Genomic DNA, 26,452 nt, shown 5'->3' with positions numbered 1-26,452 from the left:
TCAGATTTTTTTCGCTAGAGTCCCAACCTGCTGAAGACATAACCTGGTTTCTTCTGTCCACGGAAGACCAATACACAGACGCATGCAGTTTTCAAACTGATCCTGCAGGGTAAACATCCTGCCGGGAGCAATACTGATGTTTTGTTTAATGGCCAGATCATAGAGTTCAGTGGTACGGATGTTTTTATCAAACTCCACCCACAGGGAAAGACCTCCTTGCGGACGGCTTGTTTTTGTGCCTTCAGGGAAATAATCTGCGATGGTCTGCACATAATTCTGATAATTATTCTGAAGTGCCTTACGCATTTGGTGGAGGTGTTTTTCATATCTTCCAGACTTTAGGAAATTGGCCACCGCTTCATTAACAATAGAAATAGATGAAGTGGAGTGGAGCAGTTTAAGCTTCATTATTTTATCCTTATACCTCCCCGGTGCAATCCATCCTACACGATATCCCGGAGCCAGCGTCTTTGAAATTGAGCTGCAATACAGCACATTTCCGTCTCTGTCGAATGACTTACAGCATTTTGGACGGCTCGCCCCAAAATAAAGATCACCGTATACATCATCTTCTATCAAGGGTATTCTGTTTTCAGAAAGAATTCTTACAATCTCTTTTTTATTTTCGTCCGGCATACAACTTCCCAGCGGCGAATTGAAATTAGGAATTAACAAACACAGATCTATTTGTGGAATCACTTTTCGTAGGGCTTCTATCTCAATACCAGTCGTCGGGTGGGTTGGAAGTTCAAGCACATTTAGCCCCAGTCCGTTCGCCAGCTGTAAAATACCCGGATAACAGGGACTTTCAATGGCTATAGTATCGCCAGGTTTGCCTAAAGCCATCAGACAGAAAGACAGGGCATTCATCCCGCCGTTTGTTGTAACCAGATCGTTTTCACTGAGATTTCCGCCCCATTGAAGGGAACGGACCGCAATCATTCTCCGTAGCTTTAAATTTCCCTGAAGTTCCTCATACTCCGTTCCGCCTTCTTTTAATTCACGGGTTGCATTAATGATTTCCTTCTTTAATTTGGCCTGCGGCAGAAGATCTCCTGAAGGAATTCCGATAGAAAAAAATGTCAGTCCTTTTTTACCCATATTTTCATAAACCTTACTGATCAGTTCGTCCGGTTCATCATTATTGGCAATCAGGGAAGGGCGGCTTACTTCAGGAAGAGGAAGCTTCACAGACATCAGCCTGCTCACAAAATAGCCTGATTGAGGTTTGGATTCAATTAAAGACTGTGATTCAAGCTCAAGGAAAACACGTTTTGCCGTATTCATGCTTACCTGATGCTCCTGGCACATCATTCTTACGGAAGGAAGCCTGTCTCCTGCCTTTAGTACACCATTCCTGATCTGGGAAGCAATTCCGTCAGCAATTTCTGTATATATAAATTCTTTGCTCATTTTTCACAACTGTACTCATACAAATATACAAAACTGAGACTGTGTTTATTCATTTCTGCGCTTTAATTTTGAATTATCAAAAAAATATAGAAATGATGACTGATAAAATTTCTAAGGATGAAAATATAAGCGGGTGGATTAACGGCTTTATAGGAGTTGTACTGTTTAGTGGAGGATTGCCCGCCACCAAATTGGCCGTGATGGAAATGAGCCCAATCTTTGTAACAATAGTTCGCGCTGCCATTGCGGGGATACTGGCTTTTATAGTCCTATGGATAGGTAGAGAAAAACGCCCCGTTAAAAAACAGTTGATTCCTTTGTTTTTAGTTTCCCTTGGCTGTGTGATTGGTTTTCCACTTCTTTCCGCACTGGCACTTCAATACCTTACTTCGGCACATTCCATTGTATTCTTAGGAATGCTTCCTTTGGCAACTGCTGTATTCGGAGTTTTCCGTGGCGGGGAAAGACCACATCTCATATTTTGGTTCTTTTCTGTTATAGGAAGCCTTTTGGTGATAGGATATGCTGTTTCGCAGGGAATCTCTGCTTCACCTGTTGGCGATATTCTGATGCTTCTTGCGGTTATTCTGTGTGGTATGGGATATGCAGAGGGTGCAAAACTTTCAAAAACATTAGGCGGATGGCAGGTAATCTCCTGGGCTCTTGTATTGGCTTTACCGGTTATGATTCCTTTATTTTTCATTTATTTTCCGGATCATATTGAGACCGTAAGCTTCCAGGGATGGTTCGGGATGGCCTATATTTCCATTTTCAGTATGTTCATTGGATTTGTATTCTGGTATAAAGGTCTGGCACAAGGTGGTATTGCTACTGTAGGTCAGCTACAGCTTTTACAGCCTTTTTTCGGATTGGCGCTTGCCGCTTATTTTCTTCATGAACAAGTGAGCATAGGAATGTTGGGAGTAACCATTGGCGTTATTTTATGTGTTGCAGGGACTAAAAAATTTGCGAAATAATCAAAAATAAAGCATTATGATCCAAGTCATAAAAGGACATTTTGTAAATGGATTATCTTTGAAAACACACTACAAAATATATCTATTATGAAATTTACCATCTTATTAATGCTATTAGGCCTAACTGTATTGAGCTGCAAAAAAGAAACAAAAGTAGACACTTCTACCACAACAACAGACAGTGTAATGATTGATACCGTACCGGCAGACACTACTACGACTCCGATGCCTTCCGATACCTTGCGTACTGCAGATACTGCAACTACAAAAAAAACGGATACAGCAAAGGTTACCAAAAAATAATTTTATCATTCATAGATTTTAAAACCCGTTTTTGTTTTAAAAACGGGTTTTAATGCCTTCAATTATTAAGATTACAACATTTAAACTTATATTTTATTAATTCAATAACATATTTTTTATTTCGCTAATTTATTTAACTCATTTTAACAATTTACAAATTAATAAGGTTCAATATTTGCATCTGGTTTTCTGAACTCATTTTCCATAAAACCAGTTAAGAGAGGGCTAAAAATGAATTTTTTGAATACTTTGTGAAAAATTTATTTTAAACACGGTTTCAATAATAAATTTCACTATTTTTTATTGAAAATATTAAAACAAAAACTATGAAGACAATAAGCTGCATGAATATAGACGAAAAAGTGCTATATTCATATGGAGGAGAAACTAAGCAATATAAAAAAGGCGAGATTATATACAGAGAGGGAGACTATTCGCTTTATTATTTACAGATCGTAGAAGGAAAAGTGAAACTGAACAATTATGATGAAGAGGGAAAAGAATTCATACATAACATTCTCGGAAAAAATCAGAGCTTTGGAGATTCAATGCTCTTTTTAGATAAGTTTTATCCTATGAATGCTATCTGTATCAATCCTTTGGAAATCATAAGAGTTCCGAAAGATCAGTTTCTGAAATTAATAAAGACAGATCCAAAGCTTTCTTTGGAAATGAATGCATGTCTTTCCCACAGGCTTTATTTCAAAGCAATCATGATTCAGAATATGGCCTCACTGAATCCTGCTTCAAGACTTACAGGGCTTCTCAATTATCTTAAAAGCTATCATGACGACAGCTGTGGAAGCTGCTTCCATGTACAGCTTACAAGACAGCAGATCGCCAATCTGGTAGGGTTGCGGGTAGAAACAGTGATCAGAGCCTTAAAAAAAATGGAAAAAGAAGGAAGCATTACCATAGAAAACAGAAAAATTATTTACTAGTGCTATTTTATATATGATTCAGGTCATAAAAAAGTGAATTATTCAGACGTACATTTGAAATATAAGTTTCAATACAATTCTTAAAACCAGGTAAGGGCAGTTTAAAGCTTCAGGGTTTTCAGATGATTAAAAATTCCAGTCATTGCTCTGCAGCACCAGATTGCCATATGCCACTCATATTGATTTATAAAGTTCAGTAGTAATATTGAAAATAGCAGCAGTTCAGAGAAATTGATGTTGAAACTTCTCCCGAAAGTATAATAACCACAATTACTCAAATATGGATTGTCAGAAAATAGTAAAGACTTTGAAGCATAAAGATTTCATTAAAGTATCCAATAAAGGAAACTGGTTTGAAAATGGTGCGGCTATCTATGCCAAAGAAATAAAGGATAATATTTTTTTATTATTTGTGATCCTGAAAGACATAGAGATTGAAAATATCCAGGCTCTGATTGCCCATTTTGACTGTTTTGGCAGTATAGGTCTGAAAGAACCCGAGCAGATCATGTTCTATCTTTCGATCAAAGACAAGGAAGACCTCCATTATTTTGAGAAATATTTAAAAATTGCCGATAACTAATAACCGTTACGAATATGATATTTGAAAATGACACTTTAAAACATTCCGGATTATATGATAAAAACAATATGATAGAGAATGAATCTCTCTTCCCAAGTGTTATCAATTCTTACGGAGTTACCGCTTTTCTGATCAAATCATTAGAAAAGATAAAAAATAATGCAAAATGTGATATTCTGAAAAATGTAATCGACACGTATATTAAAGAATATATTCTGAATATCCGGGAGTATCATGGGACAAGGACCATTCCTCCGGAAAATCCAAATACAGAAATAAATATTGAAAATTCATACTTTACGCTCTATGCCAAAACAGCATATTATAAAGTATTAAAAGAAGAGGAATACCTCAATAAACTGCTAAGCACTTTGGAAAAAGACGGGATGGAAACGGAATAATTCTGTAAAAGATTTTAGTTTGACTTTTTAACCTTCACACCACATTAAGATTTATCGATATGAAAAATGAGACCCAAAACAACAAAAAGTTAGACCAGCTGGAAGCACACAGTACTTCTAATGAAAACAAAAAACTGACCACCAACCAGGGGATAAAAATCAATAATAACCAAGATTCGTTAAAATCCGGAGAGAGAGGACCTACTTTGTTGGAAGACTTTATTCTAAGAGAGAAAATAACCCATTTCGATCATGAAAGAATTCCCGAAAGAATTGTTCATGCAAGAGGTTCGGGAGCACATGGTATTTTTAAACTGAACAAAAGTCTTCGCGCTTACACCAAGGCTAAGTTTTTATCAGAAGTAGGATTGGAAACCCCTGTTTTTGTAAGATTTTCAACCGTGGCTGGAAGTAAAGGAAGTACCGACCTGGCGAGAGATGTAAGAGGTTTTGCCATAAAATTTTATACAGAAGAGGGAAATTATGACCTTGTAGCGAATAATATGCCTGTTTTTTTCATCCAGGATGCCATTAAATTCCCTGATCTGGTTCATGCTGTGAAACCGGAGCCGGATAATGAGATTCCACAGGCCGCTTCTGCCCATGATACATTTTGGGATTTCATTTCGCTGATGCCGGAAAGCATGCACATGATCATGTGGCTCATGAGCGACAGGGCCATCCCGAGAAGTTTAAGAATGATGGAAGGTTTTGGGGTTCATTCCTTTAAATTTATCAATGAAGAAGGAAAGGCTCATTTCGTTAAATTCCATTTTAAACCCAAGCTGGGAGTACATTCTGTGGCCTGGGATGAGGCTCAGAGAATCTCCGGGGTAGATCCTGATTTCCATAAAAGAGATTTATGGGAAGCCATTGAAAACGGCGCTTATCCGGAATGGGATTTCGGCGTACAGCTGATTCCTGAAGAGAACGAGCATCAATTTGATTTCGACCTTCTGGACCCTACAAAGCTGGTTCCTGAAGAAGAAGTTCCCGTAGAAATTATAGGAACTTTAACCCTCAATAAAAATCCGGATAACTTTTTTGCAGAAACAGAACAGGTAGCATTCCATCCGGGACATTTGGTTCCCGGAATAGATTTCAGTAATGATCCTTTGCTTCAGGGAAGATTATTTTCATATACCGATACCCAGTTATCAAGATTAGGATCGCCCAACTTTCATGAAATACCAATCAACAGATCCATCAATACAGTCCATAATAACCAGCGTGACGGGCACATGAGACAGCAGATTGCCAAAGGAAAAGTAAGCTATGAGCCCAATTCCATCGGAGGCGGATGTCCTTTCCAGGCCATGATGTCAGAAGGAGGATTTACTTCCCACCAGGAAAGAGTTTCGGGTGAAAAAGTAAGAAAAAGAAGCCAGAGCTTTGTTGATCATTATTCACAGGCAAAATTATTCTATAACAGCCAGTCGGTTCCCGAACAAACCCATCTTCAGAACGCCCTTGTTTTTGAACTTTCGAAGGTAACAATACCGAAGATCAGAGAAAGAGTGGTAGGACAGCTAAATTTTATTGATAATAACCTTGCCCAAACAGTAGCTGAAAAATTGGGCGTGACAGTTAAAAAATTGGACCAGCCTAACCAAAGCATTCCTGCTGATGCTAATATTGCAGACCTTCAGAGTGAGGAAAAAGAGCCAAAGACGAAAATATCCCAGGCACTAAGCATGAAAGATACTGTTAAGGACACTATCAAAAGCAGAAAGATCGGGTTTATTATTAGCAATGGTGCAGATGGAGCAGCTCTTACCGATCTTAAAACCAAACTTGAAAATAAAGGCGCAAAAACAGAAATTATTGCACCGAGTTTAGCTCCTGTTATAACCATCGATAACAAACCATTAATTCCAAAACACTCTCTTACAAGTACAGCCAGTGTCTGCTTTGATGCTTTGTACATCGGTGCCGGAGAAAAATCAGCAGCAGAACTGATGGCTCCTGAGAACAGACACCTTACTCTTCGTTTCATCAATGAAGCCTATAAGCATTGTAAGGCCATTTATTTCGGGGCAGGCACAGAAGAACTGTATATGAGCAGTAATATAGCCATGAAAAAACATGAAGATCCTGCTGTAATTATTTCTAAAGACGGTGGTTCTGACGAACAGTTTATTACAGCAATAGCCGGGCATAGGGTCTGGGATCTTGAAATGGAAAGAAATATGTAGACCTATACAACACACCTTCACCCCACTAAATATTTAAAATTATGGAATTTCAAAAAAACCTTTTAGAATATATAAGCCAGTCCCTCATGACTGCAGACGAAACAATTTCAATTGCAGAAAGCGTTACATCAGGATGTCTGCAGCTGGCTTTTTCGCAGATGCCGAATGCCTCCCTGATTTACAAAGGTGGTATGACAGCCTATACGTTGCCTCAGAAAGTAAAACTACTGAATGTAGACAGGCAGGAAGCTGAAGAATGCGACTGTGTATCAGAAAATATTGCACGGACCATGGCCCTTAATGTTGCAAAGTTATTTGAATCTGACTGGTCAATTGCAACAACGGGCTACTGTACGCCGATCAGAAACTCAGCTTATAAGATCTTTGCTTACTTTGCCTTTTCTTATAAAGGTGAGATCGTTCTTACCAAAAAGCTGGAACTCCATCCTAAAACCCAGGCTCTGAATGCACAGTTATATTATACAGAATTTATTTTGGGATGTTTTAAAAGCGAAATTAACCAACTTCTAATTTTAAAGTAATTTTCAGATGGAGGAATTAAAAGATAAATCCGTTCTTATTACTGGTGCAGACAGCGGGATTGGTAAGGCAACAGCTTTACTTTTTGCAAAGGAAGGAGCTGATATTGCAATCATCTATTATGCAGATGATGATGATGCAGAAAAAACAAAAGGAGAAATTGAAAAACTAGGCAGGAAATGCATCATTTTTAAAGGGGATATCAATGATTATGATTTTTGTGAAGATACCACGAAGAAAGTAGTTTCCGCATTTGGAGGAATTGATATCCTCATCAACAATGCAGGCGTGCAGTTCCCGGCAGAAAACATACAAGAGCTCAAAGAAAAAAATATAAGAAAAACCTTTGATTCCAATATTATAGGAATGATCCTACTGACAAAGGTCGTTTTTCCTTACCTGAAAGAGGGAAGCAGTGTAATAAATACTACTTCTGCGGCGGCTTATCAGGGGCATCCCGAGCTTCTGGACTATGCTGCTACGAAAGGTGCTATTGTATCTTTCACACGCTCTCTGGCGCTACAGGCAAAACCAAACGGCATCCGCATTAATGCTGTTGCTCCGGGGCCGGTTGCTACGCCGCTTACTCAAAAAACCTTTGGAGAGGAAAAAGAAGATCCCAACAAGCCCCCTTTTGAAAGAAATGCTACTCCGGAAGAAGTTGCAGCCAGCTTTTTATTCCTTGCCGGCAGTGGTGCCGCCCAGATTACGGGACAGGTTCTTCACCCGAACGGCGGTCTGATCGTCAACGGATAAAATCTTACAGCAATATTCAGCTTTGGGTTGTAAATTTTGAATCTTTAATTTTTAAACTCCAGATCATGTCTAAAAAAAGTTTCTTTTACCGTAACAGTTTAAGTATTGTTTTACTTGTATTAATGCTTTTTAGTCTTATAGGACAGTTTTTTACAGGCTGGAAAACGCTGAATAAAGACCTTGCAGAAGAAGGAAGCTCGATGCTCAGTTTGGGCGCCTATGTCCGGAGCGGACATTTTATACAGGCTACCTTCGAAAACTGGGAAAGTGAGTTTCTACAGATGATGCTGTATGTTGTACTCACGGTCTCCCTGAGGCAAAAAGGGTCCAGTGAATCAAAATCCCTGGAAGGAAAAGAAGACGTAGACAGGGAACCGAAAGTCCATGCAAACGCTCCGTGGCCGGTAAAAAAGGGAGGAATATGGCTGAGTATTTATAAGCATTCCTTATCCTTAGCTTTTACAGTTTTATTTATTCTGAGCTTCGCGATGCATTTCTATGGAAGTATGAAGGATTTCAATGAAGAACAGTCCATAAAAAGCAAGCCTCCCGTTACAGCAGTACAATATATATCAGAATCCAGATTCTGGTTTGAGTCCTTTCAGAACTGGCAGAGCGAATTTCTTGCAGTTGCCTCCATAGTCATCCTGTCTATCTGGCTTCGTGAAAAAGGATCACCGGAATCCAAACCTGTAGATATGGCCTATGATGAAACTCCTTAACTTAATTTTTTCACTTTGGGTTTAGCTTTCATGATAGAATAATAAGAAGATGTAAAGGCAGACAAGCTTTGGTAGCCCACTTTATAGGCAATCTGGCTTAGAGTATACTGTCCTGTATCAATCAGTTCTATGCTCTTTAATACCCTGACAAGCTGCAGGTATTTCTGAAGGGTAATTCCTGTTTCATTCTTAAAATTCCTCTGTAGGCTTCTTACAGACATCTGTGCTTTTTCTGCCAGTTCATCAGTGTTCAGACTGTATTTAAAATTTGAATTGATAGAAGTACAAACCGGAATAAGACGGGCATCCGATGGCACAGGGATTTCAAGATAGCTGTTTTCCTTGCAGAAATTGGAAAGACTTCTTAAAATGGCCTTAAAAAACACATCCTGTTCCTCATCTTCTTCGATCAGCTGATTCCATTTTGAAGCATATAAAAGCATTTCCTTCAAAACAGCAGGAACAGCAAAAACGTGAACATTTTGATAAAAATCGTCATCAAAAGCAGTTTTAAACAGAAAAACCATTAAATTGACCGTTTTTGCTTCTGAAGTTATCCTGTGCGCTTTTCCGGAAGGAATCCAGATCACATGGTATTGCGGCACAAGATAGATCTTCTGGTCTATATGAAAATACTGATATCCTTCTTCCACAAAAGTAAGCTGGGCACGCTGGTGAGCATGGTCATGGTCATCATGTTTCCAGCCTTTTTCGCACCAGACATAGGCTTCTTTTTCAATAGTATCTACAAATCGGCTGTCCGTTTGTTCTGTTAAACCACATTTTATGATGTCGTTCTGCATAGAATTTTTGGCAAATTTAATAAAAACGACAGTACTAATTTTGTATTGTAATTATTTATTCTATTAAAAAATGAAAAAACTAAGTACGGTTTTTGTATTAATTCTATTATTAAAAATCACCACGGTCATGGCACAAGACACTAAAGCTAAAATACTGGTCCTTATTCACTCGGACAACGGCGGAACCTATGAACTGGCCAAAGAAATAGCATCCGGTATTGAAAGCAATAAAAATGTGGCTGCAGTAATCAAGCAGGTTAAAGGATCTTCCAATCCCAAACTGGCAAACATTCCTGTAGCAACAGTGGATGAACTGCCTTCTTATGATGGAATTGCTTTTGGATCGCCTGTTTATTTTGGGAATATCAGTACGGGAATGAGTGAGTTTTTATCCAAAACTGTTAATTTATGGACCAATCATACGCTTGAAGGGATGCCGGCAACCGTTTTTATGTCTGCTGGGAGTGGAGCAGGAAAGGAACTGGCACTTCAGGCTTTCTGGAACAGTCTTACAGTTCATGGAATGGTCCTGGTTTCCAATGGAATCCGAGGAACGGATGATATCAATAAAGCCATCCCACAGGGAAATACAGTTTTGGGAATAACAAGCATGGCATCACTGAAAGATGTAGAACGACCTACTAAAGATGAACGTGGGCTTGCTGAGCTCCAAGGAAGAAATTTTGCCAGAACAGCCTTAGCTTTGAAAGGTACATTCTCTAAAAAACAGACATCAGTAACAATTTCAGAAAAATCTCAGGATTTCGATGATCTTTTGAAGCAGAAAAATATTATTCTGCCACAGGTTCCACAGCCTGCCGGAAATTATAAACCATTTGTACGCTCGGGAAATCTCGTGTTCATCAATCAGGTCGCTTTGAAAGAAGGAAAGATTTTAAATCCCGGAAAATTAGGAGTTGACGTTAATGAACAGCAGGTAAAAGAGGCTGCAAAAGCTACAATGCTCAATGTTATAGCTGTTTTGAAAGAAGCCGTAGGCGGCGATCTCAATAAGGTAAAACAATGTGTACAGCTGACAGGAATTTTCAATACAAAAGATGATTACACAAAACACGCAGACCTGATGAATGTGGCTTCCGATCTTACTGTAGAAATTTTTGGAGAAAAAGGAAAACATGCCAGGGCCACTCTGGGTGCTTCATCTATTCCTGTGAATTCCTCTGTGGAGATACAGGCTGTTTTTGAAGTAGAGTAGAACCGAACAGGCATGTTCTGCATGTCAATTTTGAAACACTGGATAGAAAAAATATAAACACACTGGTGGCTGAGATACCTCTGCCACCAGTAATTTTTCAGATCAGTATTAATTAAAATTAGTTATTGTAAATATTTTATGCTGTAAAAACTTACTCAAGGAACCGTGATCACTGTTATTTTAAACAATTGCGTTTCCTTCCACACCGTCAGAATTATTGGTTTTAATGCCGGTTATTGCAGCGGTTACAAAGTTGAACAGGCTGACAAGTTTTCCTGCTTTTGTATCCCAATAGTACGTTTCTTTAGGTTCTACACGGATAATCGTTACGTCCGGATCATCTTTTCCGTCAAACCATGCCCTGGCCATTGGTGACCACTTTTCTTCAATGGTGGCTTTATCCTTATAGACAGAGGCTTCACCATAAACAGAAAGATACTGGGAATCGCTATTGTTCATAAAAAAAAGCTGCACTCTTCGGTCTTCTTTTATTTCAAAATTTTTATTACTTGTTCCGCTGCTGATAAACCATAAATTTCCGCTGTCATCTGTTTCCTGCAAGGTCATGGGACGGGAATTGACAGGAACGGTTTCCAGCTCTGTACAGAACATGCATATTCTTGCCTTTTCCGACAGTTCTTTAATTTTTTTAATGGCTTCGAGGTGGGTTAAATTCTGTGTTGACATAATATTATATTTTTAGTGTTTGGTATTGAATTTTGTTCATTAAAACATTCAAATACCTGACCAAACATCACTTTTTTGTGGTATTAGTGGTTGAAAAAATTCTATAGGTCATAAATAAAAATGTTTTTATTCTATGTAGCTTTGCATCATGCAGATCAAGCCACCCAAGCATTTATCATCCTATATCCGGCATTATATCTTTTTAGAAAATGCAGAAAATGAGTGTAAGAAGCTAAGGTTGTTTACAGATGGCAGTACCGGGCTGATCTTGTCGGGCAGTCAGGATTTTTATGCAGGCGCTCCAAAAGACCGGGTGCCTTCTTCCTTCTTTTATGGACAAGTTACCGGATATAGAGATTTTGTGGTAAAAGGATCATTCTCCATGATTGCAGTAGTTTTTCAGCCTTACTTCTTGAATGTTCTTCTTAAAATTTCAGCAAAAGAAGTTAAAGACCGGATTATTTCAGTAGAAGATGTTTTAAAAAGTGAACTGTTATCTTTTCAGGACAATCTTTTGGCAGGGAAAAATCCTGAATTTATTATTACTAAGCTGAATAATTTCTTCACCGGATTCCTTTCCGGAAGCAGCAGTTCTGACTATGAGCTGATCAAAGCTGTTCAGCAGCTGATGCTTAAAAATAAAGGCTCGGTAACTTCAAAAGATCTGGAGCTGTACACCGGATATTCTGAACGGCATCTCGAAAGGAAATTTGAAAATTATATTGGCTTAACTCCCAAAAAATACGGAAATATCATCCGCCTTCATCATTTTATCAATCTCATGAAGAAAAATACCGACAGAGAAAGTATTGCCGGGCTTTCTTATGATGCAGGCTATACCGATCAGTCTCATTTGATCAAAGATTTTAAAAGCAATACCGGACTTACCAATATAATATTACCATTCTCGCCGGACTCTTCGAAAAAGATGAAAATGATCATATCTTCAAAGCTTACGTTTGTGTTGATAAAACAGGACTGAAAGCCAGATATAGAAAGCTTCATCCGTTTATTAACCTTCATCTGACTCCCGGAAATGAATACTGTGTTTTTAATATTCACGGATGGAAATGTGGTATCCTTATCTGTTACGATAATAATATCATAGAAAATGTAAGAGCAACGAGACTTTTGGGAGCAGATATTATTTTTATGCCGCACGTTACCATGTGTACACCGTCAACAAGGCCGGGAGCAGGTTTTGTAGATCCAAAATTATGGCAGAACAGGGAATCTGATCCTACATCACTCCGTCTTGAATTCAACGGGATGAAAGGAAGGGACTGGCTGATGAAATGGTTACCGGCAAGAGCTTATGATAATGGAATTTACCTGGTTTTCTCAAATCCTATCGGGATGGATGATGATCAGCTTAAAAATGGTTGTTCCATGATCATTGATCCGTTTGGAGATATTATTGCGGAATGCCGTTCGTTCAATGACAGCTTTGAAACTGTTACCATTTCTCCTGAAAAGCTGGATCAGGCTGGAGGGAACAGATATATTCAAGCAAGAAGACCGGAACTGTACAGAGAGATTATCAGTAGGGAACATCATTCTGAACAGAAAGTACCCTGGATGAAGGATAATCCCTGAAGATCACTCCATGCACCGCCGTTGTGCACATTTCTGAAGCCTCTTTTTATAACCTTCTCAGAATTTTGTTATCAATATAAAAGGTTCCGAACGGAATAAAGCACGCCAGAATGACTTTCCAGGTAGTTTCCCTAAATTTCCACTGCTGTTCGATTCCAACACTTAAAGTATTGAACAGGAAAAGCAGGAATAAAGTTCCGTGTACTGGCCCCATTATTTTCACAAGAGCTGGGTTTTCCAGCCAGTATTTCAAAGGAACTGCCAGGAAAACTAACGTTAACAGAGATATTCCTTCCAAAATAGCCAGGATTCTCAGGCGTCCGATTTTTGTTTTTAATAAATGTATCATAATTATCTGAAATAAGGTCTGCTGACAAAAGGAGAAAAAGGCCAGGGAATAGCAATAAAAATAACAGCCAGAGCAATCGTGAACCAGATGAGCATCGTTCTGAATTTTTCCCTGTCCGTAGCTTTCCGTTTTGCTAAAGCAGAGCCGACAGTGATCAGAACAATAGCCGTGATCATAAGCAAGATGTGGATCATCCCGAAGAAAAGAAGATCTAATGAAGCTTTGGCATCATCGAAGTTATTCCAGAAATGCTTTACAATTGGGCTTTTTGTATAAAGAATGATTCCGAAAATCAGCTGAATGTGAGCGATCGTCGCCGTCCAATGTCTGACCAAATCTTCTTTATTTGTAAATGTTTTATGATAAAAATATCCTTTAAAGGCCATCCATACGGCATAAATAAGACTTAATAAGACCACCCACCGGAATAAGGAATGCAGAAATGTAAGAGTCTGGTACATTTTTATTTTTTTGAACATTCCAAAGATATAACAAAAACATACTAAATAGTATGTTTTTTGATAAAAAATTATTCCAGTGATTTAAAATAAGACTTAAGCCCTTTTAAATAAATAAGATACACTGATTTTGAATTTTCCAGTTTTCCTAAATTCCTTACTCCCCAATACCCGGACATGACAAAAACAGCTATTTCTCTGGCATCAACATTATTTTTTACCGTTCCATCTTTCTTTCCGTTTTCAATACATGCTATTATTGCATCTTCCCATTGCCTGGAAAGTGAATTTAATGCTTTTGTGAAATCTATATGCCAGGGAGCCATTTCCTGGGTGAAATTAGAGGCAGGACAGCCGTATTCAACCTTTAAAAAATCATTTTCCATTAAAATGCCGTGCATCAGGTCATAAATACTTTCCAATGGGTGATTACTTGTTTCCAGCGGTTCAATGAAAGTGCTTCTGAAGTTATTGATCAAAAGTTCATTAATAATAGCGAGACCCATCTCATCTTTTGTTTTAAAATGATAATAGAAAGCACCCTTTGTAACCTGAGTGGTCGCAATGATCTCATCAACACTGGTGGTCTGATACCCTTTCACATAGATCAGTTCAAAGGCTTTCTGAAGAATATTCAATCGGGTTGCTTCTGATTTTTTCATTGAAATTAACTGCTTTATTGCAAAGAAACGGAATTTTTAAAATACAAGATATCGTTATTCCGGTAAGAGGATAGAGTAAATTATTTAATACAAAAATAATTCCACGGAAATTTACACATTGAATTCAATAAAATTACACGCAATTTTAATATTCATGAATTTCAGAATCTGTAAATACAAAGAATTTTCCGCCTTTGGGAATGTTTTTGGTATCTAATCCGGTAAACTCACTGAAGGCCGGAAGAAGTAATTGCTTAGCCGTCTGAACAAAGCATGGAAGCCTGATTTTTTTTACAGAAGAGTTTAATATAACACCGGGATGGATATGTCCTGTAATCTGGAATTCCGGCAGCATTTTATCAAAATCATGGACGAAAGTAATACCATCAACCGTAAGAGAATCAGCACTAAAATTTAAGCATAATTTTTTCTCCAGTGCAGCTGATAAACGGTCATGATTTCCTTTGATAAGATAAAAATGAAGGTCCGGGTACTGATTTCTCCAGTTGCAGAACACATCTACATCTGAGTTATCTCCAGCATGAAGCAGGTCCCCAACCACAATGAATTTTTCAGGCTGAAAATATTCAATAAGAACAGAAATCCTTTCCAGGTCACTTTTCATGATATGATTGGCCAGGGCAATCCCATTTTTCCTGAAATGGGCAGTTTTTCCAATGTGAAGATCAGATAAAATCAGAGCTTTTTCTTTTTCCCAAAATGCTGCACGCTGATTGGTCAAAGTAAAAATGTCGTTATGAATGATAATATTTTTTACTGCAATGTTCATTTTCTTGTACAATCTACGATGTAAAATGTATTGATTATTAGTTAGCCATGCAACTTCATACTCATAATTTATAGCTCTGAACCCTAATCATTTCTTCTGGCCTGTTCCACCATTTTCCTGATCCTGGCATCCAGACTCTCGCTCGAAAGTGTCTGTCTAAGGCTGTCTACCTTTATCGGAAAACTCAGTGGAGTAAAGGTATGGGAATATTTTAAAATGATTTTTGATTTTTCAATTCTTTTAAAGGCTTCTACAAGACGTGGTTCCTGCAGCTGCATATTAAAAACTTCGGTATATGCCTGTCTGACAAGGAAATGATTGGGATCATAATCTTCCAGCACTTTAAAGATAAGCCCGGCCGAGCTTTGTAAAGATTTATTGGAACGCTGCTTCCCTGCATAATTCTGAATCACCATTCCGGAGATCACTGCAATATCCCGGAATTTCCGTCTTGCCATTTCCGCAGAGTTGATACTGGCTATCACATCATTCATCAGGTTTTCCCTGGTCAGGATTTTATCCAGATTATCTTCGTTCAAAGGAATTTCTTTATCGCTGAATAGTTCAAAACCGTAATCATTCATCGCCATAGAAAAGGATATAGGGGTCAGCTTGGAAATCCGATAAGCGATCAATGCTGCCATCACTTCGTGTACAAGCCGGCCTTCAAAGGGATACATGAACAGGTGGTAGCCTTCGCGGTTCTTGATGAGTTCAATAAGAAATTCGTCTTTTTTGGGAATGTGGGATTTTTTCTCCTGATTGGCTAGTAATGGATGTAAGAATTTCAGTTCTTTTTCTGAGGCTTTTGGATTTAAGGCATGGGAGAGTTTTTCTCTTAAAAAATGTCCTAGATTTGAACTTAAAGGTAATCTTCCGCCGAGATAGCTGGGAGCCATTGCTTTTCCTTTTGCCGCGCGGACATAAACGGTCATGTCTTTGATCATAGCCACTTCAAGCGTTCTTCCTGCCAGGATAAACTTTTCTTCTTTTTTTAGCTTTGAAATAAAATACTCTTCAACCATTCCGATATAGCCGCCGGAAATAAATTTGACTTTCAGCATGGCATCACTTACTATCACGCCCATATTCATACGGTGGAGCATAGCGATCTTCCGAGAAGTTACCTTGTAGAGACCATCTTCCATAACCACTATTTTATGAAATTCTTCATAGCTTTTCAGAACGCTTCCGCCTATTGTCAGAAAATCCAGTATGCTTTTCCATTCTTCTGCTGTCATTTCCTGGAAAGCAAATACTTTTTTTATCCTTTCAAAAGTTTCTTCAGGATAAAATCCGTCACCAACTGCCAGGGTCATGAGAAACTGTACCAGCACATCGAAGCATAAAACCTGCGGTTCGCGGGGTTCTGTCACTTTCTGCTTTACGGCTTCCTTTAACGCAGCTACTTCAATCAATTCAAGAGAATGGGTGGGAACACAATAAATTTTAGAGGTCTCAAAAGGGGAGTGTCCGCTTCGTCCTGCGCGTTGCAGAAACCTCGCAACACCTTTTGCCGAACCGATCTGAATGACGGTATCTACAGGCTTAAAATCAATCCCAAGATCTAAAGAGGAAGTGGATACAACAGCTTTCAGTTTTCCCGCACTTAGATTTTCTTCAATCCAGATGCGCAGATGGGCATCAATAGAGCTGTGATGAATAGCGATCTGGCCTGCAAAATCAGGATATGCACTTAGCAGGAGCTGGTACCACATTTCGCTCTGGCTTCGTGTATTGGTAAAAACAATGGTGGATTTTGAATTCAGAATGATCGGAACTATTTTGTCGGCAAGTTTTGCTCCCAAATGTCCTGCCCAGGGAAGAATTTCAATCTCATCAGGAATTACTGGAAGAATATCTATTTTTTTATGTTCTTTGGCTGTAATTTTTGTTTTTTTGATATCATATGGGATTAAAACGTCCATCGCTTCATCCAGATTTCCGATTGTTGCAGTAATTCCCCATATTTTTATTTTCAGAACATATTTTCTTAGCTGAGAAATGGCAAGTTCCACCATAACACCCCGCTTTGAACCCAGTAATTCGTGCCATTCATCAACAGCTACGCATTTCATATCCTGGAAAAACCGGGTATGGTTTTTCTGACCTAAAAGCAGGTGGAGGCTTTCGGGTGTTACAACCAGAATTTCCGGCATATTCCTGATCTGCTGCTGTCTTATTTTTAGATCGGTATCTCCATTTCGTACCCCAACGGTCCAGTCGAGACCGATTTCATCCATTGCTTCCTGCATGGCCTTAGCGACATCTTTGGACAAGGATCGGAGGGGAGTGATCCAGATCATTTTCAGTCCTTTTTTGTACTCTTCCGGACGGTTCATAAAATCTGAAATCAAGGCAAGGAACACAGAAAAAGTTTTCCCGAATCCGGTAGGGGCCACGACCATTCCACTGTATCCGCTTCCGAACTTCTGCCAGGTATCAATCTGAAATTTGAAAGGAGAAATACCTTTACCAGCCATCCATTGCTGAATGACTCTGAATCCGTTGCTGTTTTCAAATGCTTTCAAATTATTGGATGAGTTTTTTTATTTCTTCAAGTTCGTCAATTTCGTCTACGGTTTTGTCCTTCCGCCATCTTACAATTCGTGGAAACCTCAGGGCAACGCCGCTTTTATGCCTGCTGCTGAATCCAATGCCTTCAAAAGCAATTTCAAAGACTAATTCAGCTTTTACGGTACGTACAGGTCCGAATTTTTCTATGGCATTTTTATTGACAAACTTGCTGACTTCCATGATTTCTTTGTCGGTGAGTCCGGAATAGGCTTTTGCAATGGTGACCAATGCCTCCCCATTCTTTACAGCAAATGTGTAATCCGTGTAATAGGCGCTTCGTCTTCCGCTTCCTTTTTGAGCGTAAATTAAAACGGCATCAATGGTCAGCGGGCTCACTTTCCATTTCCACCAATCGCCTTTTTTTCTTCCTGCATGATAAGGAGAGTTTTTCTGTTTCAGCATCAGGCCTTCACTGTTGATCTCCCTTGATTCTTCGCGTATTCTATTCAGATCTTCCCATTTCTCAAAATTTATAACTTTTGAAATTCTAATATTTTCAGGGGTTTCATTCAGAAGTAATTCTTCAAGCATAGCCCGCCGGCCGGCTAAATATTTTTCACGGAGGTCGGTCCCTTCAAGCTCCAGCAAATCATAGACGAAGACTTCTATAGGAATGGCTGTCAACATTTTTTTTGTTAATGTTTTCCTATTTAATCTTTTCTGTAATTCATTAAAATTTAAAACATTAAAATCCTTTACCGCAAGTATCTCTCCATCTAAAACAAAATTCCCTTTCATCGCCTGTACGGTCTTTTTTATTTCCGGAAACTGATCGGTTACGAGCTCTTCACCTCTTGACCAGATAAAGACTTCATCGTTTCTTTTAATGATCTGGCCGCGGATCCCGTCCCATTTATATTCTATCTGCCAGTCTTCGGGATCGCCAAGCTCTTCCAGCTCTTTTTCCAGTGGATAGGCAAGGCAGAAAGGATAGGGCTTTGAATTATCCGGATTTACATTTTCAGCCGAAATCAGTTCCTGAAATGATACTTCGCCGGGAACCCATTTTCCCATGAGACTGTGCATCAGCGTACTGGATTCCTGGGAAGAGAATTTGGTTAGGGCATTGATGAGCGTTTTATCTGAAACACCGATCCTGAAACTTCCGCCCAGTAATTTATTGAAGATTAATCGTTCTGTATAATCCAGTCCGTTCCATGATTTTAATACAAATTCTTTTTTTTCAGCTTCTGGTTTGTCTTTTAAATGCACAATATCCAGCATCCACTGGGATAAAGTATGATCAATTTTTTCGGCTGGGGGAGGAAGGATGAGAGAAAGTGTTTCTCCCAGATCTCCAACTGAAGAATAGCTTTCCTGAAACAGCCAGAACGGCAGTTGCGTGATCTCCAGAGCCCATTCCTTCATATAATTGGTATTGACATTTCTCTTGGGTCTTTTTCCTGTAAACAGAGCAATAAACCATACCTTATCTTCATCCGGGGCCCGTTCCAGATAATCGATGATGGCGTCTATTTTTGCATTGGTCTTATTCGTGGTCTCCAAAGCGTTAATCAAATCTGCAAAATGTTTCATGGCCCGGGATTTTCAATGATTTCTTTTTCAGATTCTTCTTCATCTTCTCCAAATTGGGTTTGTACAACATCTGACCTGATACCTATTTCATTTAAGTATTTTGAAAAAATTTCGGTCTGTCCGTGGGTGACATGTACAATCTCGGCTTCTGTAGCTTTTACGGCCTGCAAAAGCCCTTTCCAGTCAGCATGGTCGCTCATGGCAAATCCTGCATCAGCACTTCGCCATCTTCTGGCACCGCGTACCTGCATCCAGCCTGAACATATTGCTGTTGCGGCATCCGGTATTTTTTTAATGATATTGCTGTCAAGCAGTGCCGGGGGCACAATAACAATTTCATGCTGAACTTCTTTTGCATTTTCTCTGAAATCGGCAATTGTGTAATCCGGAAGATCAATACCAACAGATTCAAAAGCTTCATTCAATTTTCCAATAGAATAATGAACGTATATTTTCCCCAGGCCTTCTACTGCTTTCATAATGCGCTGGGCTTTTCCTAAGGAATATCCTATAAACACTGATGTTTTTGAGTTTTCATGATTTTTAAGAACCCATGTCTGAAGTTTTTTATTGAGGTCAGGAACTTCAAGCCAGTTATAAATGGGAAGCCCGAAAGTACTTTCCGTGACAAACTCATTGCATTTTACCAATTCAAAAGGTGTGCTCAGCCCGTCTTCCTGTATTTTGTAATCACCGGAGATAACGGTTACATAGCCTTTGTATTCTAATCTTATCTGTGCTGATCCGATGATGTGCCCTGCAGGGTGCAGCGAAACTTTTACCCCATTGAGGATAAGTGTTTCACCATATTCAACACTCTGGCATTCGATATCGATCCCGATTCTCTGGTACAGGATAGGTTTTGTATAATGATGGCAAAGGTATTTTTTCATTCCCCAACGGGCATGGTCGGCATGTCCATGAGTGATCACTGCTAAATCTACAGGTCTCCAGGGATCTATATAAAATTTTCCCTGCGGACAGTAAATTCCTTTTTTTGTGAATGTTATTAGTTTCAATGGAAAATATTTTGTTGTTTATAATAACTGTCACAGTTATTAGGTCAGTTACATTTTATCCTTCAAAAATCTAACCAAAATATTGAATTTCCAGCAAAAAATAGCTTAATATGGACCTATACCCATGGTGCATTCAACTTAAATAAAGCTGCTGATGGCGTTGTGTCATTTGTTTTCAAAATCATAAAAATTGATCCCAACTTCTTCATTTTTAATTTTCACTATTCTTGTATTCAGCGGATAAAAAATAAACTCTCCGGCACCCCGGATCTTAGCATCCAGAAGATGACCGGCCAAAGCAGTATAATCTTCTCTTCCTAAAGTAACATGCATATGCAGCACAGGTTTTCCTTCGATCTCAGAAACATTTCCAGAAATGTTGGTCATTTCCATCTGTTCATTAAATGTTTTATCAACATAATTTTTATTGGAAGGCTTGAAAAAACGCAATGTGACTTCGTTGACTGCTCCAATCCCTGTAATTTCTCCGGCCTGTATATTTTGGCTTTTAACAAAATCGGTCAGTGCATCAACGATACTTGCTCTATCTTTTACACTTACAATATAGATCTGATCAACCTTTCTCGCAGACCAATTATTTCCTTTAAAATTCTGCATATCCATTTTATTTACAGCTAAGATTAATATGTTTAGATGTCCGAATTCTTTCGTATTTTATTTTGAGATAATTGATAATACCGGTCACATCATTTCTTACCGAAATTAGATAAATAATGTAATCCACTTATATTTGCATCAAAAAACTGACCGAAATTTACTTTTAATGGTCCGTTTTTATTCTGCAATATTTTTATGTTAAACTTTTATAACCGGGAAAACTTACTGAAATTTGCGGGAAATAAAATAAATGAGGATCATAGATATTGAAACGTGGAACCGGAAAGAGCATTTTGAATTCTTTTCGAAAATGGCAAGCCCATATTTTGGTTTTACCACGGAGGTTGACTGTACCAAAGCTTATGCTTATGCCAGGGAAAACGGTCATTCTTTTTTTGCTACTTATCTTCATAGATCCATGGTTGCTGTAAATACTGTGGATGAACTGAAGCTCAGAATCGTAGACGAAAAGGTGGTTTTGTATGATACTGTCCATGCGGGAACTACGATTGGAAGGGCAGACGGAACTTTTGGCTTTGCCTTTATTCCTTTCTCGGAAGATTTCGATGCTTTTAATAACATCATGCAACAGGAAATAGAAGCAGTACAGCATTCTTCAGGACTGAGAATAAATAATGACGAGCTTGGCAAAGACCTGATCAGGCATACCACTATTCCGTGGAATTCATTCAGTGCGTTGCTTCATCCTACCGGTTTTAATAATTCAGAATCTGTGCCGAAGATCACATTCGGAAAATTCAGTATCCGGGAAGGAAAAAAATATCTTCCCGTTTCTGTGGAAGCGCATCACGGTCTGGCGGACGGGATTCATCTTGCAAGATATCTGGAGGAATTTCAGAAACAGCTTGACAGTGGGTATGAAGTTCCATAATTCTTTTATAATTATAGCGGGAGGAAGTTTTACAGATCAATCAGTACATAATCTTTCTGTTCTCTATTTTTAAAATTTTATCCTTTTCCATGCTCTTTATGGTTCTTATTACCGTCTCTACACGCAGTCCGGTGAGGGAAGCAAGCTGTTGCCGAGTCATAGGGACCTGAAAAGAATAAGGACTTTTGTCTTCATAATAACTTTTAAGATAGTCCAGAAGCTGTTTAAGCTTCAGCACAGGTTTTTGGACAGAAAGATTGTAAAGCATCATATATCTGTAATACATCCTCTCTGCCAGACATTTATATACGTCCAGAGAAACTTCTTGGTTTTTATGTATCAAGTCCATAAAGCGGGATTTTGGAAGCCTCAGAATGATGGAATCTACCATGGCTATTGCATTCATAGGATAGGGGCGGTCAACAAATAGTAAAGACTCTCCGAAACTTTGTCCGCTTGAAAATATATTCTGAATGAATTCTTTTCCACTCTCTGTATAATTATTAAGCTTGACTTGCCCCTCTTCAACCTGATAATAAAACATAGAAAATTCTCCTTCGCGGAAAATAATATCTTCCGTTTTATATTCTTTAGTTTCTGCTCCAAACGAAATGAGTAAATCTTCAATAATCATGGTTTAAATAAGGTTTTTTGATTCAAATTTTAAGCAACCTCTAGTATTGTTGCTTCAACAGAGTGAAAGCAGGAAAGCTTGAGATTTTTACAATGTAAAGAACGGCCAATTTTAGTCAGTTTTCCTCAATAAAAGATACCATATGTATACCACAAGATTTAGATGTTCTCTAAATTTGATATGAATGTATGTTTAATAATAGAACGTAAAATCCTTAAAAACATTGATTAAGATCATAAAAAAACAAATTTACATCCTCTAAATTTGTTTGAATATGAAAAAGACAGCTTAGCTTAAAAACTTAAGATGAAATGGAATAAATACGCTGTTTATAGGCATAGCGTGGTATGTATGTGGTATTTCAATTCTGCAAAATTTTAATCATTTTCTCTTTCTTTGTTCCATTTAAAATGGGGCTTAAAAAGAACATTCAAAAAAAGATTTGTAAGGAAGATACCAAAACCCTCAAAATTAATTTATTATGGAATAATTATGCAAACTGCAGATTCCAGATAAAGCTCCATAAAAACAGCTTCGCAGGAGAAGAAGAGTAGGTACTGGTGCTGCACATATAAAGTATCAGAAATAAGTAGAGATGAGAAAATACTATGAAAAACGAAAAACCACAATCTAATTTAGAAGATTTGAACCAAAAGATTTTTATGCAGGACGAAATTATCACTTTGGCTAAAGAAAACTCCCCGCGTCTGCTGAATAAGTTCAGGTTAGTTTATCCTGACTTTTTTGATAAAATAACTAAAATACACCCCAATCTCAAAAATTCTGAACTGATTTTTTGCATTTATCTAAAACTCAACTTTACCACCAAGGAAATTGCAACCTATACTTTTGTGACCCCAAAAGCCATTCAGAACAGAAAGAACCGGATCCGGAAAAAACTTAATATTCCTTCCGAAATGGATATCTACAAGTGGTTTAATGATCTTTAAACAATTTTTTGCATGAGATTATATTTGGATTACTGCTTTATCCAGATCATGGTAAAGCAGTATTTTCCATTGCTCATCAGCAGCTTTTTTCTGCCAGTTCTGTCTTAACTCCATAGCTTTTCTGCCATCAGAATCACTTTTATAGGCAAGATGATATTTAAGATAAGACTCTTGGGGAAGATCATCTGCCCCATAAAAAACAGTTTCTCCATTTTCTCTGATCCAGAATACCTGCATAAAAGGAGTATGCCCACCCACCACTTCAAAAGAGATCCTGTTACCGATTCTTCCCTGATCTTCATCCATCCAGACAATATTTGGCAGACTAACCAGCTTTTCAAGGGTATCAAAATCAAAAGAAGAATTCTCTTTATTTTCCATGGCAAAGGCCAGTTCCCGTTTTTGAATATAGATTTCTGCATTCGGAAATGCAGATGTAAAACCATTCCCACTATTTTGAATACTGCCGTTAATATGATCCTTATGAAGATGAGACAGGAGAAGCTTCGTAATCTGTTCAGGTTTTATATTTTCTTTTTCCAATAGCCCGGAAATCACAGTTTTTCCTTCAGCATTTTTCCATCCTATACCTGCATCAAGAAGGATATAATCGTCTTCTGTAACAATAAGAAACGGCTGCACAGACATTTTAATCCCTTTCACTGTATCAAAATTTTCATCTGTCAATAGTGTAAAGTCCTTCGTGCTGCTGGCTGAGAAATTGCCTTCTTTAAGCGGAATAATTTTCATTATGCAAATTTCCCTAATATTTCTAAAACCTGAAAACCTTTTTTTCAATGAATCTTATCGAAAAAAATAATCAGATTACCAGCTAATCCATAGAACAGGTCTGGAAATATGTTTTGTTAAAAATTTATCAAACCCTTTATAGAGATATTGAAAAATTTTGCTAAAAATTAAAAATAACTACAAAATATTCAAAGGTATTTTTCCGTTAGAGATATAACACAAAATACATGGCTGACTTTCTGTAAAGCTATTACTGACGAAAAAAATTCCCACTTTTCCTGCTGATAAGTTATTTTAAGATTAAATGCCATAGTTGATTGAAAGAGGCCGTTTCTAATAAACGGCCTCTTTTTTAAATTGATTATCTTTGCAGATCTTAAGAAAAACTTCTTATTTTAACTGTTTCAATAATTAGATCTTTAACAGTTATAAAATAATTTTTCTATCCGTCTATTCTATAGTAAATTTGAATAATTCTAATCGTATCATGCAGGCAAACTTATCCTCTGGCATTTCCCGTACTGTGATCTGGCTTATGGCTGTCATTTCGGGTCTTGTGGTAGCCAATAATTATTATAACCAGCCTTTATTAGCTTTAATTTCCGACGATCTTCATGTTTCTGAAAGTGCAGCAGGAAGAATTTCCGTGCTTACCCAGATAGGATATGCATCGGGGCTTTTGCTTCTGGTTCCTTTGGGAGATAAATTTTTCCGGAAGAAATTAATTTTATTTGATCTGGTTCTTGTATTCGGATCCTTGCTTTGGATGACCTTTGCCACCGAATTATGGATGTTGTACGTAGCAAGCCTGCTGATAGGGGCAACCTCTGTCATTCCCCAGCTGTTCGTGCCTATTGCAGCAGAATTATCTTCGGATAAAGAAAAATCTTCCAATATTGGACTTGTAATGTCAGGACTCCTTCTTGGAATACTTTTGTCACGCTTTATCGGTGGTATTGTAGGTGAAGTCTGGGGCTGGAGAGCCATGTTCGGAATTGCAGCAGGATTAATGATCCTGGTGTGGATCGCCATATACAAAATGCTTCCGGAAATGCAGCCAAATTTCAAGGGAACGTACAAAGAACTGATGAATTCTGTGGTTCATTTGGCAAAAACACAACCCATCTTACAGCTCGCTTCATTCCGTGGAGCGATGGCCTTTGGATCTATGTGTGCTTTATTTACAACCTTGGTCTTTCATATGGAAAAACCGCCTTTCAATGCTGGTTCCTCCGTAGTAGGAAGCTTCGGACTGGCCGGAGCTGTAGGAGCACTGGCAGCAGCAAAAGTAGGTAAACTTCAGAAATACCTGAATATCAATAGGATCATATTGTACTCACTTTTCATAGTGGTGGGAAGCTGGGCGTTTACTTATTTTGCAGGGGAAACGTATTGGGGCCTGATCATTGGAGTTATCCTGGTTGACCTTGGAGTACAGTCCAGCCATATTATGAACCAGACCAATTACTTTTTAATTAAATCTAATGCAGTCAACAGATTGAACACCGTTTATATGGTCTCTTATTTTATTGGCGGATCGCTCGGTACATGGCTGGCTTCTATAGCCTGGCAATATGCACAATGGGAAGGAGTATGCTTTGTAGGAGTATCTTTCGGGCTGCTGGCAATTATAGCTCATATACTGTTCTGCAACAAAGTGAATAAATCCCAACTTTAGTTTTCTGCCCCTACCGTATGTCCCTGAACTAAATCTTTGTGCTTATTTCCCCATTTTTCCAGCTCTTCCCATATCGGGATCAGCTCCCGGGCTATATCCGTAAGTTCATAGTCTACCCTTGGCGGCACTTCGGCATGTACGGTTCTTTTTACCAATCCTTCTTTTTCCAGTTCTCTCAACTGTAAAGTAAGCATTCTTTCAGTAATTCCGCAGATCCGGTCACGAACTTCACTGAAACGCAGTTTTCCATCTTTTAATCTGTTTAAAATCAAAAGCTTCCACCTTCCGCCGATCTTACAGACTGCATAAGACAGATCACATTCCTGGATGTACTTTTTATTAATGTTATTCGTTGAATTTTCCTTTATTTTCCCCATAGCTTACAAATTTGTTAGTACCATACAAT

Annotated in this window: 29 protein-coding genes; 15 read left to right on the top strand and 14 right to left on the bottom strand. The window is 38.3% G+C overall.

What is annotated here, in order from left to right; all coding sequences use genetic code 11:
* Positions 1-1,413, bottom strand: a complete 1,413-nt coding sequence (locus tag J2T03_RS03175) for an aminotransferase-like domain-containing protein (protein WP_306842571.1) — start codon at positions 1,411-1,413, stop codon at positions 1-3.
* Positions 1,414-1,505: 92 nt separating this feature from the next.
* On the opposite strand from J2T03_RS03175, the gene J2T03_RS03170 reads away from it, so the two are divergent.
* The 9 genes from J2T03_RS03170 (at position 1,506) to J2T03_RS03130 (ending at position 8,831) form a co-directional block, all read left to right on the top strand.
* Positions 1,506-2,390, top strand: coding sequence for a DMT family transporter (locus tag J2T03_RS03170; RefSeq protein WP_307209382.1), 885 nt, complete (start codon positions 1,506-1,508; stop codon positions 2,388-2,390).
* A gap of 87 nt (positions 2,391-2,477) precedes the next feature.
* Positions 2,478-2,693 carry a hypothetical protein gene (locus J2T03_RS03165; RefSeq protein ID WP_307209380.1) on the top strand — a complete coding sequence of 72 codons (216 nt, stop codon included), beginning with the start codon at positions 2,478-2,480 and terminating at the stop codon, positions 2,691-2,693.
* Positions 2,694-3,019: 326 nt separating this feature from the next.
* Positions 3,020-3,634, top strand: coding sequence for a Crp/Fnr family transcriptional regulator (locus J2T03_RS03160; RefSeq protein ID WP_306842574.1), 615 nt, complete (start codon positions 3,020-3,022; stop codon positions 3,632-3,634).
* A gap of 280 nt (positions 3,635-3,914) precedes the next feature.
* Positions 3,915-4,217: a hypothetical protein gene (locus tag J2T03_RS03155; RefSeq protein WP_306842575.1), complete on the top strand. Its 303-nt coding sequence runs from the start codon at positions 3,915-3,917 to the stop codon at positions 4,215-4,217.
* 14 nt (positions 4,218-4,231) lie between these two features.
* Entirely contained in the window at positions 4,232-4,618 is a 387-nt protein-coding gene (locus J2T03_RS03150) for a hypothetical protein (RefSeq protein ID WP_306842576.1), read from the top strand.
* 59 nt (positions 4,619-4,677) lie between these two features.
* On the top strand, positions 4,678-6,813 hold the full coding sequence (locus tag J2T03_RS03145) for a catalase (RefSeq protein WP_307209378.1): 2,136 nt from the start codon (positions 4,678-4,680) through the stop codon (positions 6,811-6,813).
* A gap of 41 nt (positions 6,814-6,854) precedes the next feature.
* Complete coding sequence (locus J2T03_RS03140) at positions 6,855-7,355, top strand: CinA family protein (protein ID WP_306842578.1); 501 nt, start codon at positions 6,855-6,857, stop codon at positions 7,353-7,355.
* Positions 7,356-7,362: 7 nt separating this feature from the next.
* Complete coding sequence (locus tag J2T03_RS03135; protein ID WP_306842579.1) at positions 7,363-8,109, top strand: SDR family oxidoreductase; 747 nt, start codon at positions 7,363-7,365, stop codon at positions 8,107-8,109.
* 65 nt (positions 8,110-8,174) lie between these two features.
* The gene (locus J2T03_RS03130; protein ID WP_307209376.1) at positions 8,175-8,831 is read left to right on the top strand and encodes a DUF6766 family protein; all 657 of its coding nucleotides are present in this window, start codon (positions 8,175-8,177) and stop codon (positions 8,829-8,831) included.
* On the opposite strand, the gene J2T03_RS03125 is transcribed toward J2T03_RS03130, so the two are convergent.
* A complete protein-coding gene (locus tag J2T03_RS03125) occupies positions 8,828-9,634 on the bottom strand; it encodes a helix-turn-helix domain-containing protein (protein ID WP_307209375.1) in 807 nt (268 codons plus the stop codon). The two genes, J2T03_RS03130 and J2T03_RS03125, sit on opposite strands and share 4 nt — an antisense overlap.
* Positions 9,635-9,704: 70 nt before the next feature.
* Between J2T03_RS03125 and J2T03_RS03120 the strand changes: the two genes are divergently transcribed.
* Complete coding sequence (locus J2T03_RS03120; protein ID WP_307209374.1) at positions 9,705-10,850, top strand: Atu1372/SO_1960 family protein; 1,146 nt, start codon at positions 9,705-9,707, stop codon at positions 10,848-10,850.
* Positions 10,851-11,030: 180 nt separating this feature from the next.
* Here J2T03_RS03120 and J2T03_RS03115 read toward each other — a convergent pair whose 3' ends face one another.
* On the bottom strand, positions 11,031-11,537 hold the full coding sequence (locus tag J2T03_RS03115) for a pyridoxamine 5'-phosphate oxidase family protein (protein WP_307209373.1): 507 nt from the start codon (positions 11,535-11,537) through the stop codon (positions 11,031-11,033).
* A 148-nt stretch (positions 11,538-11,685) separates the two neighbouring features.
* Between J2T03_RS03115 and J2T03_RS03110 the strand changes: the two genes are divergently transcribed.
* Positions 11,686-12,519, top strand: coding sequence for an AraC family transcriptional regulator (locus J2T03_RS03110; RefSeq protein WP_307209371.1), 834 nt, complete (start codon positions 11,686-11,688; stop codon positions 12,517-12,519).
* Positions 12,435-13,133, top strand: coding sequence for a nitrilase-related carbon-nitrogen hydrolase (locus J2T03_RS03105; RefSeq protein ID WP_307211072.1), 699 nt, complete (start codon positions 12,435-12,437; stop codon positions 13,131-13,133). Before J2T03_RS03110 ends, J2T03_RS03105 begins: the two co-directional genes overlap by 85 nt.
* A gap of 46 nt (positions 13,134-13,179) precedes the next feature.
* On the opposite strand, the gene J2T03_RS03100 is transcribed toward J2T03_RS03105, so the two are convergent.
* From J2T03_RS03100 to J2T03_RS03065, 8 genes are all read right to left on the bottom strand, one after another.
* Entirely contained in the window at positions 13,180-13,482 is a 303-nt protein-coding gene (locus J2T03_RS03100) for a DUF3817 domain-containing protein (protein ID WP_307209370.1), read from the bottom strand.
* Positions 13,483-13,484: 2 nt separating this feature from the next.
* A complete protein-coding gene (locus tag J2T03_RS03095) occupies positions 13,485-13,943 on the bottom strand; it encodes a hypothetical protein (protein WP_307209368.1) in 459 nt (152 codons plus the stop codon).
* Between the two features lie 68 nt (positions 13,944-14,011).
* Complete coding sequence (locus J2T03_RS03090) at positions 14,012-14,602, bottom strand: TetR/AcrR family transcriptional regulator (RefSeq protein ID WP_307209366.1); 591 nt, start codon at positions 14,600-14,602, stop codon at positions 14,012-14,014.
* 145 nt (positions 14,603-14,747) lie between these two features.
* A complete protein-coding gene (pdeM, locus tag J2T03_RS03085; protein ID WP_307209364.1) occupies positions 14,748-15,392 on the bottom strand; it encodes a ligase-associated DNA damage response endonuclease PdeM in 645 nt (214 codons plus the stop codon).
* An 83-nt stretch (positions 15,393-15,475) separates the two neighbouring features.
* On the bottom strand, positions 15,476-17,923 hold the full coding sequence (locus J2T03_RS03080) for a ligase-associated DNA damage response DEXH box helicase (protein WP_307209362.1): 2,448 nt from the start codon (positions 17,921-17,923) through the stop codon (positions 15,476-15,478).
* Between the two features lies 1 nt (position 17,924).
* Positions 17,925-19,505 (bottom strand): ATP-dependent DNA ligase, encoded by a 1,581-nt coding sequence (locus tag J2T03_RS03075; protein ID WP_307209360.1) that lies wholly within the window; start codon positions 19,503-19,505, stop codon positions 17,925-17,927.
* Positions 19,502-20,524 (bottom strand): ligase-associated DNA damage response exonuclease, encoded by a 1,023-nt coding sequence (locus J2T03_RS03070; protein WP_307209358.1) that lies wholly within the window; start codon positions 20,522-20,524, stop codon positions 19,502-19,504. The genes J2T03_RS03075 and J2T03_RS03070 overlap by 4 nt, the downstream gene beginning before the upstream one ends.
* A gap of 165 nt (positions 20,525-20,689) precedes the next feature.
* A complete protein-coding gene (locus J2T03_RS03065; RefSeq protein ID WP_306842593.1) occupies positions 20,690-21,142 on the bottom strand; it encodes a PPC domain-containing DNA-binding protein in 453 nt (150 codons plus the stop codon).
* 250 nt (positions 21,143-21,392) lie between these two features.
* On the opposite strand from J2T03_RS03065, the gene J2T03_RS03060 reads away from it, so the two are divergent.
* A complete protein-coding gene (locus J2T03_RS03060; RefSeq protein WP_307209355.1) occupies positions 21,393-22,034 on the top strand; it encodes a chloramphenicol acetyltransferase in 642 nt (213 codons plus the stop codon).
* A gap of 40 nt (positions 22,035-22,074) precedes the next feature.
* Here the strand turns inward: J2T03_RS03060 and J2T03_RS03055 are convergent, their stop codons facing one another.
* The gene (locus J2T03_RS03055; protein WP_307209354.1) at positions 22,075-22,668 is read right to left on the bottom strand and encodes a Crp/Fnr family transcriptional regulator; all 594 of its coding nucleotides are present in this window, start codon (positions 22,666-22,668) and stop codon (positions 22,075-22,077) included.
* A 608-nt stretch (positions 22,669-23,276) separates the two neighbouring features.
* On the opposite strand from J2T03_RS03055, the gene J2T03_RS03050 reads away from it, so the two are divergent.
* A complete protein-coding gene (locus J2T03_RS03050; protein WP_307209352.1) occupies positions 23,277-23,618 on the top strand; it encodes a helix-turn-helix transcriptional regulator in 342 nt (113 codons plus the stop codon).
* Positions 23,619-23,636: 18 nt separating this feature from the next.
* Here the strand turns inward: J2T03_RS03050 and J2T03_RS03045 are convergent, their stop codons facing one another.
* Complete coding sequence (locus tag J2T03_RS03045; protein WP_307209350.1) at positions 23,637-24,368, bottom strand: MBL fold metallo-hydrolase; 732 nt, start codon at positions 24,366-24,368, stop codon at positions 23,637-23,639.
* 487 nt (positions 24,369-24,855) lie between these two features.
* Here J2T03_RS03045 and J2T03_RS03040 point away from each other — a divergent pair, with 487 nt between their 5' ends.
* Positions 24,856-26,046, top strand: coding sequence for an MFS transporter (locus tag J2T03_RS03040; protein ID WP_307209349.1), 1,191 nt, complete (start codon positions 24,856-24,858; stop codon positions 26,044-26,046).
* Here J2T03_RS03040 and J2T03_RS03035 read toward each other — a convergent pair.
* Positions 26,043-26,423: a winged helix-turn-helix transcriptional regulator gene (locus J2T03_RS03035; protein ID WP_307209347.1), complete on the bottom strand. Its 381-nt coding sequence runs from the start codon at positions 26,421-26,423 to the stop codon at positions 26,043-26,045. The two genes, J2T03_RS03040 and J2T03_RS03035, sit on opposite strands and share 4 nt — an antisense overlap.
* Positions 26,424-26,452 lie beyond the last annotated feature (29 nt).

It is taken from the genome of Chryseobacterium lathyri (assembly GCF_030812195.1).
Taxonomy (GTDB): Bacteria; Bacteroidota; Bacteroidia; order Flavobacteriales; family Weeksellaceae; genus Chryseobacterium; species Chryseobacterium lathyri_A.
The sequence above is the reverse complement of the archived record's forward strand: the minus strand, read 5'-3'. Positions and strand labels throughout refer to the sequence as shown.